The organism is Novosphingobium sp., assembly GCF_965228995.1.
In the GTDB taxonomy this organism is placed as follows: Bacteria; Pseudomonadota; Alphaproteobacteria; order Sphingomonadales; family Sphingomonadaceae; genus Novosphingobium.
This window is the reverse complement of sequence record NZ_OZ245852.1, coordinates 2,804,441-2,816,035: the sequence shown is the minus strand read 5'-3', so window position 1 is coordinate 2,816,035 and position 11,595 is coordinate 2,804,441. Positions and strand designations below refer to the sequence as shown.

The 11,595-nt window shown below is 66.1% G+C and carries 10 protein-coding genes; 6 read left to right on the top strand and 4 right to left on the bottom strand.

Features of this window, described 5'->3' with window-relative positions:
• Positions 1-6: 6 nt before the first annotated feature.
• From moaB to ACO056_RS12825, 3 genes are read right to left on the bottom strand one after another with little or no spacing between them, the layout of a single operon-like run.
• Positions 7-534 carry a molybdenum cofactor biosynthesis protein B gene (gene moaB, locus ACO056_RS12835; protein ID WP_421847311.1) on the bottom strand — a complete coding sequence of 176 codons (528 nt, stop codon included), beginning with the start codon at positions 532-534 and terminating at the stop codon, positions 7-9.
• Entirely contained in the window at positions 524-2,317 is a 1,794-nt protein-coding gene (locus ACO056_RS12830; RefSeq protein ID WP_421855489.1) for a transglycosylase SLT domain-containing protein, read from the bottom strand. The genes moaB and ACO056_RS12830 overlap by 11 nt, the downstream gene beginning before the upstream one ends.
• A gap of 44 nt (positions 2,318-2,361) precedes the next feature.
• The gene (locus ACO056_RS12825) at positions 2,362-3,126 is read right to left on the bottom strand and encodes a hypothetical protein (RefSeq protein WP_421847309.1); all 765 of its coding nucleotides are present in this window, start codon (positions 3,124-3,126) and stop codon (positions 2,362-2,364) included.
• A gap of 118 nt (positions 3,127-3,244) precedes the next feature.
• Between ACO056_RS12825 and ACO056_RS12820 the strand changes: the two genes are divergently transcribed.
• The 6 genes from ACO056_RS12820 (at position 3,245) to ACO056_RS12795 (ending at position 11,135) form a co-directional block, all read left to right on the top strand.
• Positions 3,245-4,891: an electron transfer flavoprotein-ubiquinone oxidoreductase gene (locus ACO056_RS12820; RefSeq protein WP_421847307.1), complete on the top strand. Its 1,647-nt coding sequence runs from the start codon at positions 3,245-3,247 to the stop codon at positions 4,889-4,891.
• 149 nt (positions 4,892-5,040) lie between these two features.
• A complete protein-coding gene (locus tag ACO056_RS12815; RefSeq protein WP_421855486.1) occupies positions 5,041-5,838 on the top strand; it encodes a 4-(cytidine 5'-diphospho)-2-C-methyl-D-erythritol kinase in 798 nt (265 codons plus the stop codon).
• Positions 5,835-6,563 carry an N-formylglutamate amidohydrolase gene (locus ACO056_RS12810; protein ID WP_421847305.1) on the top strand — a complete coding sequence of 243 codons (729 nt, stop codon included), beginning with the start codon at positions 5,835-5,837 and terminating at the stop codon, positions 6,561-6,563. Before ACO056_RS12815 ends, ACO056_RS12810 begins: the two co-directional genes overlap by 4 nt.
• A gap of 114 nt (positions 6,564-6,677) precedes the next feature.
• A complete protein-coding gene (ilvD, locus tag ACO056_RS12805) occupies positions 6,678-8,546 on the top strand; it encodes a dihydroxy-acid dehydratase (protein ID WP_421847303.1) in 1,869 nt (622 codons plus the stop codon).
• Positions 8,536-9,933: an NAD(P)H-hydrate dehydratase gene (locus ACO056_RS12800; RefSeq protein WP_421847301.1), complete on the top strand. Its 1,398-nt coding sequence runs from the start codon at positions 8,536-8,538 to the stop codon at positions 9,931-9,933. Before ilvD ends, ACO056_RS12800 begins: the two co-directional genes overlap by 11 nt.
• On the top strand, positions 9,930-11,135 hold the full coding sequence (locus ACO056_RS12795) for a class I SAM-dependent RNA methyltransferase (RefSeq protein WP_421847299.1): 1,206 nt from the start codon (positions 9,930-9,932) through the stop codon (positions 11,133-11,135). Before ACO056_RS12800 ends, ACO056_RS12795 begins: the two co-directional genes overlap by 4 nt.
• Here the strand turns inward: ACO056_RS12795 and ACO056_RS12790 are convergent.
• Positions 11,125-11,565, bottom strand: coding sequence for an MAPEG family protein (locus ACO056_RS12790; protein ID WP_421847297.1), 441 nt, complete (start codon positions 11,563-11,565; stop codon positions 11,125-11,127). The genes ACO056_RS12795 and ACO056_RS12790 overlap by 11 nt on opposite strands.
• Positions 11,566-11,595: the final 30 nt, after the last annotated feature.

Sequence of the window (11,595 nt, the reverse complement as noted above, 5' to 3'; positions counted from 1 at the left end):
GCGGGCTTATTTCTCGAGCAGGCGCGGCATCAGTTCGACGAAATTGCAGGGCCGGTTGCGGCTGTCGAGCTGCTCGGCGAGGATCCCGTCCCAGCCGTCCTTCACCGCGCCGTTGGAGCCGGGGAGGGCAAAGATATACGTCCCCCGCGCTACTACTGCACAAGCGCGCGACTGGATCGTACTGGTGCCGATGGTCTTGAAGCTGATCCAGCGAAACAGCTCGCCAAAGCCGGGAATATCACGCGTCTTCACGCGGTCGAGCGCTTCGGGCGTAACGTCACGGCCGGTTAGGCCGGTGCCGCCAGTGATCACCACCGCATCCACGCTGCGGTCGTCGATCCAGTTGTTGAGGCGGCTGGCGATGCGCGCAGCATCATCCTTCTCGATCGCGCGCGCGGAGAGGTGGTGGCCTGCCGCCTTGATCCGTTCGGCAAGGATATCGCCCGAGGTATCATCCTCCGGGCCGCGCGTGTCCGATACGGTCAGCAGCGCGATATTGATGGGCTTGAAGGTGCGCGAAGTGTCAATCGCCACGGGATGCCATCCTCACGCTTTCCGCGCCGGTGAGGCCCGGGAACTTGGGCCACATGCCTTGGGCAAGGCCGATGCGGCTTTCCGAAGGGCCGCCGGCCTGACGTTCGTACATCCAGTAATTGCGCATCACGATCGAGACGTAGCCGCGCGTTTCCCAATAGGGGATCGATTCCATCCACAGCAGCGGATCGCCATTGTCGCGGATCTGGTTGGCCCAGCGCGCGATCGGCATCGGCCCGGCGTTATAGGCGGCGATCACCTTGGGCAGCAGGCCGCCCGTCGCGCCAGAATCCTTGAGCTGCAAGAGATAGCTCTGGCCGAACGCCATGTTGACGTCAGGCAGGTCGAGCTGCTTCTCGCGGCCCACCATGGCGGGTTCATTGCGCGTCAGGCCGCGGGCGGTGCCGGGGAGCACCTGCATCAGCCCATGCGCACCGGCGGGGCTGACCACTGCGGTACGGAAGTTCGATTCCTGAAGCGAATGGGCAAACAGCAGCGCCGGATCTACTTTCCAGCCCGTCGCCGGCACCCAGCGCGGCGCGGGGAAGCGCGCGGCGGCATCGGGCCTGGCACCGGAAGGCGCATTGTAGGCCATCCACAGCTGCGTCGCAGGGAGGCCAAGATCGCGCGCGAGACGCGACAGCGGCGCATAAAGCGAGGGATCGCCGATCCGGGCCTGATGGCGCAGCATTTCGTCGGCCAAGCCGTCTTCACCGATTTCGGCAAGCTCCACGGCAAGGCGCACGTTGCTTACCTGACGTAGCTGCTGCCAGTCGTCAGAAGTGAAGTCAGGCGCCGAAGCAACGCTGGTTTCCTTGATCCCGAGCGCTTCGCTCGCGATCATGCCGTAAAGCGTATCGCGCAGGCGGGCCGCGCTGCGCAGCGCAGTCGCGACCTTTTCCGGCGCCCGGCAGCGCATCCACGCGCGCCCGGCCCAGTAGTTCGCGGCGGCGTTCAACTCGTCGTTCTGGGCGGCGCTAGCGGCCTGTTCGAAGCTCGCGGCGGCGTTCTGGCAATCGCCCAGACGCCAGGCGGCCAGACCGGCTGTCCACAGCGCCTCGGCTACCCACGGTCCGCTCGCGCCTTGCAGCGCGCCAAGCGAGACGAGGCGGGCATTGGCGTCATCGTTCTCGATATAGAAGGCCCAGCCGACGCGCTGGTGCCATTCGGCGCGCGCCTCGACCGAGAGGCCCGATTCGATTCCGTCGAGCAGCACGCGCGCGCCCAATGGGTCATCGTTCTTGATGCGGTCCTGGATCGCCAGCGCCACGGTATCGGGCATTGTGCCGTCTGCCACCGGGCGCGGCTTGATGCGCTTGGGCAGGCCCGGCAGCGAAACCATCGGCTGCGCGCTGGGGAGGGCAGGAAGTTCGGTTGCGCCGCGCCTGAGCGCAAGACGGCCAAGCTGCTCGGCCCAAGGCAGATCGGGTGCGGTGGAGAGAACCTGCGTCAGCGGCGCAAGCTCCGCGCGCGGGGAATTGGCGGCGAGATAATACTGCGCGCGCGCCACGGCATGAAGCGGACCGTCGGCGCGCTGTGCCAGCAGCGACTGCACCGTGGTCCAGTCCTCGCGCTCGATCGCGCCGAACATCTGCTTGTAGTAAGTGCGGTCTTCCTGGCTGAGCAGGGAGGGCACCGCAGTGCGGTCGGCCCGCGAACGGAAATACTCGGCAGCGGCGCTGTTGGCAGCGGCCGGAGCGGCGGTGCCGACGGCAAGCACTGCAGCCACGGCAAGCAGGGCGGTACGGCTCACTTTCACGAACGATTGGCCCCGCACGAACATCCCACTTCGGTTCACTTCCCGTTTCAGCCTGTCAGCGATCATGGTCATTGCGAAACAGCCGCCTCGGCCGCCCCATCCAACCAGCGCTGCCAAACCCCCGCTTTCCAGCCCGGTTTTGCCAGCAGCGTTTCAAGGTCATACTCGAAACCTGCCGGAACACTGCCATTCTCATGGTTAAGTGCGCGTAAATGGTGAGCATTATGCGCCAAGTCGTGCCCCAATAGCGCCGAGATGTCGGCGCGGCCGAAGATCAGCATGCGCTTGGGCGCCGCGAGCGCGACGTGCCGTTGCAGCACTGCGCCGAGCCCCGCCGCGCCCAATCCTGCCCAATCGGGCAGGGCGATTCGTGCCGGAAGCGCGGAGGCGCGGTAGACCGAAGCAGGATTGATCCCCATGGCGCCCAGCATGGCATCGAGCAGCTTGCCGGTCCGGCCCGAAAGCAACGTCTCGCCATCGTCGTCCGCTGGCATCGGCACCAGCACCATCAGCGGCGCGCCTTTCGGACCATGCGGAGCGAACCGCCGAGCCCCGCGCGGCGCGAGCGACGGTTCGCTTAGCCACCAAGCTGCAAAATCTTCGAATTTCTGAGGCCATGCACTGCGATCTTCAGCCAGCGGTTGAGCTTGGACCGGCTGTGTGGAAACCCGCGGCGGCCGCTTCTCGACCGGCGGCAGGGCAGGGGTCTGCCTGGTTGCTGGCGCAGGTGCCTCGGCCGCCAGCCAATCCTGCGGCGCATCGACAAAGGCCATGTCGACCCCGGCCTCGGCCCACCAGCCAAGCGCAGCTTCGAGCGCCTGGCCCAAGGGCATGTCATTTGTGTCTAGCGATCCCATCACCAAGTGGTCTTGACCTTGCTGGCCGCAGCTTTCAAGGCAAGGACGTGGAATATGGGGCATGACGTGCCCGAACCGGGGTCGGAGCGAAAGAATGAGCGAACGGGAATCGATGCCGTATGATGTCGTGATTGTCGGCGGCGGGCCAGCGGGCCTTGCTGCGGCGATCCGCCTCAAGCAGGTCAATTCCGAGCTATCGGTCTGTATCCTCGAAAAAGGCTCGGAAATCGGCGCACATATCCTCTCGGGTGCGGTGGTCGATCCCAAGGCGCTTGATGAATTGCTTCCAGAATGGCGCGATCAGGGCTGCCCGATGGCCGAAGTGCCGGTTACCGACAACTGGCACTGGGTGCTGACCCGCAGCGGCAAGGTCGCGCTGCCGCACTGGCCAATGCCCCCGTTCATGTCGAACCACGGCAACTACACCGGCAGCCTCGGCAACCTCTGCCGCTGGCTGGCAGAACAGGCCGGCGAGCTTGGCGTAGAGATTTTCCCCGGCTTCCCGGCCGCTGAAATCCTCTACGACGATGCCGGCGCCGTGCGCGGCGTTGCCACGGGCGACATGGGCGTTGCCAAGGATGGCAGCCACAAGCCCGATTACCAGCCGGGCATGGAGCTGCTCGCAAAATACACCCTGTTTGCAGAGGGTGCGCGCGGACACCTCGCAAAGCAGCTCAAGGCAAAGTACGACCTGGAGCGCGATTGCCAGCCGCAGGTCTACGGCATCGGCATCAAGGAACTGTGGGACATCGATCCCGAGAAGCACGTTCCCGGCCGCGTCATCCACACGCAGGGCTGGCCGCTTTCGGAAAGCAATGCGTGGGGCGGCGGCTTCCTCTATCATCAGGCCAACAATCAGGTGGCCCTGGGCTTCGTGACCGCGCTCGATTACGCGAACCCTTATGTTTACCCCTATGAGGAGTTCCAGCGCTGGAAGCAGCACCCGGCGATCCGCGAGATTCTTGAAGGCGGCCGCCGCGTTTCCTACGGTGCGCGCGCGATCAACGAAGGCGGCTGGCAGTCTGTGCCCAAGCTTGCCTTCCCGGGCGGCGCGCTGATCGGCTGCTCGGCCGGCTTCGTCAACGTGCCGCGCATCAAGGGCAGCCATACCGCCATGAAGAGCGGCATGCTCGCCGCCGAGGCCATTGCTGCGGCCATGGCGAATGGCCGCGAACAGGATGAGCTGGGCGAATACGATGCCGCTGTCCGCGAAAGCTGGATCGCCAAGGAACTGAAACTCGTCCAGAACGCGCAGCCGCTGGTTGCCAAGTTCGGCGGCTCGCTCGGCACCGCGCTGGCGGGGGCCGACATGTGGGCGCGCGTGCTCAGGATCAATCCGCTGAAGGGCATGAAGCACCACAAGGACAGCGAGCACACGATGCGCGCCGATCTGTTCAAGCCGATCGAATATCCCAAGCCCGACGGCGTGATCAGCTTTGATCGCCTGACCTCGGTCTCGTTCTCCTACACCAACCACGAGGAGGACCAGCCGTGCCACCTCGTGCTCAAGGACCCGACCGTCCCGACCGCGATCAACCTGCCGCTCTATGCCGGGCCCGAGGCGCGCTTCTGCCCTGCAGGCGTCTATGAATTCCTCACCGATGAGGCGGGGGCACCGCGCCTCCAGATCAACGCCCAGAACTGCGTCCACTGCAAGACCTGCGACATCAAGGACACGACGCAGAATATCGAATGGGTGACGCCCGAAGGTGGCGGCGGCCCGAACTATCCGAACATGTAGACTATGACAAATCAATACCTTGCTCTCTCCCCTTTAGGGGAGAGATACACAGGCTTGGCCGCGTGCGGCCTAGCCGGAGTTGAGAGGGGCTGGGACGTGGCGTTTTGCCCCTCTCCCAACCCTCTCCCCTGAAGGGGAGAGGGCTCGTGATGCGCGAAACCGCCTATGCCAAGATCAACCTCGCGCTCCATGTCCGCCGGCGGCGTGAGGATGGCTATCACGAGCTTGAGACGTTGTTTGCCTTCGTCGATGCGGGCGATGAGCTGGCAGCGGAACCTGCGCGCGCGGATAGCCTTCATGTGGTGGGTGAGTTTGCCACCGGACTTTCCGATCCCTTCGGAAATATCGTCGCCAAGGCATTGAATAGCCTGCCTCATGGCCCAGCCTGGGCCGTCACCCTCGAAAAGCGCCTTCCCGTCGCCGCTGGTCTCGGTGGCGGTTCGGCCGATGCCGGCGCGGTGTTCCGCATGGTCGAGCGAGAGCACGGACTGCCGGACGATTGGCAGACCCTCGCAGCGAAGCTTGGGGCCGACGTTCCCGCCTGCGTGCTAAGCCGGGCCTGCATCGGGCGCGGCACCGGGACCGAACTCGAACCCGTCACCAATGATCTGGCGGGAATGCCCGTCCTCCTCGTCAACCCGCGCATTCCGCTCGCCACCGGGCCCGTATTCAAGCGCTGGGACGGGATCGACCGCGGTCCCATGCCGTCAGGCGACCTTCGCACCATCGCGCTGGAAGGTCGCAACGATCTTGAACCTAGCGCCGCCGCGCTCGTTCCGCAAATTGCTGACGTCATTGCCGCGCTCGCCGACAATGGCGCATGGCTTGCGCGCATGTCCGGCTCCGGAGCCACCTGCTTCGCGCTTTACGAAAGCTTCGAAGCCCGCGACGCTGCTGCAGGCGCCATGCCGCCGGAGTGGTGGCGTCTCGCCGGAGCCCTCAGATGAGCGAAGCCTACCAGATCCTCGGCACGCCGCGCTTCGGCGGCATTCTCGTGGTGTCCGATCACGCCTCGAACCGGGTTCCCGCCGATATCGATCTTGGCATCGATCCAGCGCTGCTGGGTCAACACATCGCGGTCGATATCGGCGTGGCGGGCGTCGCGGCCCAGATGGCCCAGCGCCCCGGAATCGCCGCGTTCCTTGGCGGCGTCAGCCGCCTCGTCTGCGATTTCAACCGCGACGAGCATGGCCCCACTGTCTGCCCGATTGCCAGCGACGGCCATGCCATTCCTGGCAATGCACTGGACCACGATGGCTACGAGGCGCGGCTCGCACGCTTCTACCGCCCCTATCACGAAGCCCTCGCCGCGCTGCTCGATGCCGCGCCGCCCGCGCTGATCCTTTCGCTCCACAGCTTCACGCCGCAGCTTGCCAGCAACCCCGCACAGCAGCGCCCCTGGCAGGTCGGCGTGCTCTACAACGAGGACGACCGCGCCGCGCGCCTCGCCATTCCTCTGCTTGCAGCCGAAGGCCTTGTTGTCGGCGATCAGGAGCCCTATTCAGGCCGCCTGCTCAACGCGACGATGAACCGCCATGCCGAGGCTGAAGGGCGGCCCTATTTCGGCGTCGAGGTGCGGCAGGACCAGATTGCCGATCCCGCCAGCCACGCCCTGTGGGCTGAACGCCTCGCTCGCATCGCCAATCAGGTGGCGATCTCGCTGGGCGCCTGAGCACCATCCGCCGGATGGTTGCGGAGATTACTTTCGACCCGAAAGCGCACTTGCGCTAGGTGCACGGAATTATCGCCGCACGGGCGAACTCCAGAACTTCGAGAGAGAATGCCAATGCCGGTCTATCGTTCCAGAACCACCACCCACGGTCGCAACATGGCGGGCGCGCGCGGCCTTTGGCGCGCGACAGGCATGAAGGACAGCGATTTCGGCAAGCCGATCATCGCGGTGGTCAACAGCTTCACCCAGTTCGTGCCGGGCCACGTCCACCTGAAGGACCTCGGCCAGCTTGTCGCGCGTGAGATCGAGGCGGCAGGCGGTGTTGCCAAGGAATTCAACACCATCGCGGTCGATGATGGCATTGCCATGGGCCATGACGGGATGCTCTACTCGCTCCCCAGCCGCGATCTGATCGCCGACAGCGTCGAGTACATGGTCAACGCGCACTGCGCCGATGCCATGGTCTGCATCTCGAACTGCGACAAGATCACCCCGGGCATGCTCATGGCCGCCATGCGCATCAACATCCCGGCCGTGTTCGTCTCGGGCGGGCCGATGGAGGCGGGCAAGGTGCTGCTGAAGGGCAAGGAAGTCGCGCTCGATCTGGTTGACGCGATGGTCGCCGCGGCTGACGAGAAGTACACCGACGAGGAAGTCGCAACCATCGAGCGTTCCGCGTGCCCGACTTGCGGTTCGTGCTCGGGCATGTTCACCGCCAATTCGATGAACTGCCTCACCGAGGCGCTCGGCCTCTCGCTTCCCGGCAACGGCTCGGTGCTCGCCACCCATTCCGACCGCGAGCGCCTGTTCAAAGAGGCCGGCCGGCTCGCCGTGACGCTTTGCCGCCAGTACTACGATGAAGGCGATGACCGCGTCCTTCCGCGCCAGATCGCAAACTTCCGGGCCTTCGAAAACGCGATGAGCCTCGATATCGCGATGGGCGGCTCGACCAACACCGTGCTCCACCTGCTCGCAGCTGCGCATGAAGCCGGGGTCGATTTCACGATGGCCGATATCGACCGCCTGTCGCGCCGCGTGCCATGCCTGTCCAAGGTCGCGCCGGCCAAGTCCGACGTCCACATGGAAGACGTCCACCGCGCGGGCGGCATCATGGCGATCCTTGGCGAGCTTGCTAATGCGGGGCTGCTGCACACCGATTTGCCCACCGTCCACAGCCCGACCATGGCGGATGCGATCAACAAGTGGGACATTTCTCGTAGCAATGACCCGCAAGTGCATGAATTCTATAAGGCAGCCCCGGGCGGTGTGCCTACGCAGGTCGCGTTCAGCCAGTCGCGCCGGTGGAAGGAACTCGATCTCGACCGCGAGAGCGGGGTGATCCGTTCGGCCAAGGCTGCCTTCAGCAAGGATGGGGGCCTCGCTGTCCTGTTCGGCAATCTCGCCAAGGATGGCTGCATCGTAAAGACGGCGGGCGTCGACGAGAAGATCCTCAAGTTCAGCGGCCCGGCCAAGGTCTACGAGAGCCAGGATGCCGCCGTGACCGCGATCCTCACCGGACAAGTCGAGGCGGGGGACGTCGTCCTGATCCGCTACGAAGGCCCGCGCGGCGGCCCGGGCATGCAGGAAATGCTCTATCCGACGAGCTACCTCAAATCGAAGGGCCTCGGCGCCGCCTGTGCGCTGATCACCGACGGGCGCTTTTCGGGCGGCACGTCGGGTCTCTCGATCGGCCATGTCTCACCCGAAGCGGCAGAAGGCGGCGTCATCGGCCTCGTTGAGACCGGTGACCGCATCGAGATCGACATTCCCGCCCGCTCGATCCATCTCGCCGTGGATGACGCCACGCTCGCCGAGCGCCGGAAAGTCGCTGAAGCGCGCGGGTGGCAGCCAGTGAAGCCGCGTCCGCGCAAGGTCAGCCTTGCGCTGCAAGCCTATGCCCTGATGACGACCAGCGCGGCGCGCGGCGCAGTACGCGATCTTTCGGGTATCGTTCGCCGCGATGGCACGCAGGATGAAGGCTGATCTAAGCCAGGTCCTCGATGTCGCCGCGATGCGCGCTGCCGAAGCGGCGCTGATCGCGGGGGGCACCCCTGCGCAGGCGCTGATGGAAGTGGCGGGCCGCGCGCTCGGCGAATGGGCGCGGCGGCTCGGGAGCGGGCGTCCCGTTACCGTGCTATGTGGTCCCGGCAATAACGGCGGCGATGGTTACGTTGCGGCGCGGCACCTGATGGAGCACGGCGTGGCCGTAACGGTGATCGCCGCGCGCGAGCCGACCACACCCGAGGCTATGACAGCACGTTCGCTCTTCAAGGGCGACGTGCAGGGCCCGGGCGCATTTCCGACTGGCGCTGTCTTGCTAGACTGCCTCTTCGGCAGCGGCCTGTCGCGTCCCCTGCCGGACGACCTGTTCTTCCTCCTCACCGGCCTTGCAGAGTGCCACAGCCTGCGCATCGCCGCCGATCTGCCCAGCGGGATCGAGGCGGATAGCGGCGCGGTGCTCAATCCCGGCCTTCCGGCGTTTGACGTCACGGTCGCGCTCGGCGCCTGGAAGCACGCACATTATGCGATGCCTGCCGCTCCGCTGATGGGCGCGTTGCGGCTGGTCGATATCGGCGTAGAAGCTATACGCGGTGCGGCGCGAGTGCTTGAACGGCCCCGTATCGCGCCGCCCGCACCCGATGCGCACAAGTACAGCCGCGGGTTGCTTGCAGTCGTCGCCGGCGCGATGCCCGGCGCGGCGCTGCTGTCGGCCGAGGCCGCCCAACGCTCCGGCGCGGGCTATGTAAAGCTGCTGGCGCCCGTGCGGCCGGAAGGCGTGCCGCCTGCGCTGGTCTGTGACGTCACCGACCTTGCCGCGCTCGCCGATCCGCGCATTGCCGCCATTCTTGTTGGCCCGGGGCTGGGGCGAAGCCCTGAGGCCGCAGCCCGCCTCGCTGCTGCTTTGTCCGCCGATCGCCCCGTCGTGATCGATGCCGATGCGCTAATGCTCCTTCGCCGGGAAAGCCCCGGCTCCGCACCTCGCGTCCTCACCCCGCATGAAGGTGAAATGGCAGCGCTCGAAGCCGCATTCGGCCTTTCCGCCATGGGCACCCGCCGGATGCGCGCCTTGGCGCTGGCCGAAGCGTCTGCGGCGGTCGTCCTGCTCAAGGGCCCGGACAGCCTGATCGCCGCGCCCGGCGGTGACGTAACAGTCAGCCCCCGTGCCTCTGCATGGCTTTCGGTCGCGGGCAGCGGCGATGTGCTCGCCGGGATCATCGCCAGCCGCCTTGCCGTCCATGGCGATGCGCTCCTTGCCGCGCAGGAAGGCCTCTGGCTCCACGGCGAGGCGGCGCGGCGCTGCGGCCAGGCCTTTACTGCGGGAGACCTTGCGGCCGCTACGGGTTATGCCCTAAGCGCCGCGCTCCCATGAACAACCCCGGCCTCATCATTCGCGTCGCCGCCAAAGGCGAAGGACAGACGCTCGACGGCCGTTACGTTGCGCTCGGAGCGCCTGGTGACGTGCTCGAAGCGGACGGCACGCTGACCCCTGGCCCGGACCATGCCGCGCCATCATGCCGCCACTTTCCGGCCTGTGGTGGCTGCCAGCTCCAGCACCTCTCGGAAGCTGCGCTTGTGGCTTATGTCGGCGGCAGGGTCGAGGGCGCAGCGCGGGGGCAGGGGCTAGATCCGGGCGACGTTTCGCCGCCGCACCTCTCGCCCCCCGCCACGCGGCGCCGCGCCACGCTCCATGCACAGGCCATCGGCAAGCGCGTCGTGCTGGGCTTTCGCGAGCAGGGTTCGCACAAGATCGTGGACCTGAGGGAGTGTCCTGTCCTCGTGCCCGAACTTGCCGCGCTGGTCGTGCCGCTGCGCCGCCTGCTCGAAACGCGCGCCAGTCGCAGCCTTGCCGTAGACCTCGCGCTGACGCTGGCCGATCAAGGGCCGACCGTCGATCTCGCCGGCCTCAAGATGGAAGGCCTCGCGCAGACTGAAGGCCTGCTCGATTTCGCACGGGACAACGGCGTCGCCCGGCTGACGCTCGATCAGGGCGATGGGCCCGAGACGGTGTGGGAGCCCGATCCCGTTACCGTAACGCTCGGCGGCGTACCTGTCGGCCTGCCACCCGGCGCCTTTTTGCAGGCGACGCGTGACGGGGAAGCGGCGCTTGTTGCCGCTGCGCAGGCATGGCTGGCGGATGCGGCCACCGTGGCTGATCTGTTCTCGGGTCTCGGCACCTTCGCCTTCGCGCTGGCGGGCGCAAAAACCAAGGTCCTCGCGGTCGAGGCCGCGCGCGATGCGCATCTGGCCTGCCAGGCCGCCGCGCGCATGCATGGGCGGCCCGTCCATGCGCTCCACCGCGACTTGTTCCGCAATCCGCTGCAGAAGGCCGAGCTTGATCGCTTCGGCGCTGTCCTGCTCGATCCGCCGCGCGCCGGCGCGCGCGAGCAGGTGGCGCAGCTTGCCACTTCCGCGGTGCCGCGCATTGTCTACGTGAGCTGCAACCCTGCCAGCTGGGCCAAGGATGCGGCGACGCTGATCGAGGGCGGCTACCGGCTCGCCGGGCTCGTGCCGGTGGGCCAGTTCCGCTGGTCCACCCACGTCGAGCTGGCGAGCCTGTTCGTCAGAGGCTGAACACCGCCATCGCTGCGTGCAGGGTCAGCGCCATGAGCGCCACGCTCGAAAGCGCAAACAGCACGAAGCGCAGCGCGACCTTGTTCACGGTCGAATGGAAGATCGAGTGCACCACGCGCAAGGCCACATAGGCCCAGGCGATCATCAGGTTCACACCGCTGCCCTGTCCCACCAGTGCCAGCACGATCGAAACCGCATAAAACACCGTAGGTGCTTCGTGCAGATGGTTGTAATTATGCGCTTTCCACTGGATCTGCGGTGCGATCAACCCTTCGAGCTTCGCGCCTGTCCAGCCCACATCGGCGTTTGGATCATCGGACTTGGGCAGTGCGTTGATCGCCGGAATGCGAGTGGCATACATCCATACCCACATCACCATCGTCCACGCCGCCAAAGCCACCACCGGCTTCAGGATTTCCATTCCCGTCATTGCAACATCCCCCGCTTGTTATTGACAGCT

Excerpts from the sequence above, each read along its gene's own strand:
- ACO056_RS12795 (WP_421847299.1), top strand. The coding sequence starts at position 9,930 with ATGAACAACCCCGGCCTCATCATTCGCGTCGCCGCCAAAGGCGAAGGA.
- ACO056_RS12790 (WP_421847297.1), bottom strand. The coding sequence starts at position 11,565 with ATGACGGGAATGGAAATCCTGAAGCCGGTGGTGGCTTTGGCGGCGTGG.
- ACO056_RS12800 (WP_421847301.1), top strand. The coding sequence starts at position 8,536 with ATGAAGGCTGATCTAAGCCAGGTCCTCGATGTCGCCGCGATGCGCGCT.
- ilvD (WP_421847303.1), top strand. The coding sequence starts at position 6,678 with ATGCCGGTCTATCGTTCCAGAACCACCACCCACGGTCGCAACATGGCG.
- ACO056_RS12830 (WP_421855489.1), bottom strand. The coding sequence starts at position 2,317 with ATGTTCGTGCGGGGCCAATCGTTCGTGAAAGTGAGCCGTACCGCCCTG.
- ACO056_RS12825 (WP_421847309.1), bottom strand. The coding sequence starts at position 3,126 with ATGCCCTTGGGCCAGGCGCTCGAAGCTGCGCTTGGCTGGTGGGCCGAG.
- ACO056_RS12815 (WP_421855486.1), top strand. The coding sequence starts at position 5,041 with ATGCGCGAAACCGCCTATGCCAAGATCAACCTCGCGCTCCATGTCCGC.
- ACO056_RS12810 (WP_421847305.1), top strand. The coding sequence starts at position 5,835 with ATGAGCGAAGCCTACCAGATCCTCGGCACGCCGCGCTTCGGCGGCATT.
- ACO056_RS12820 (WP_421847307.1), top strand. The coding sequence starts at position 3,245 with ATGAGCGAACGGGAATCGATGCCGTATGATGTCGTGATTGTCGGCGGC.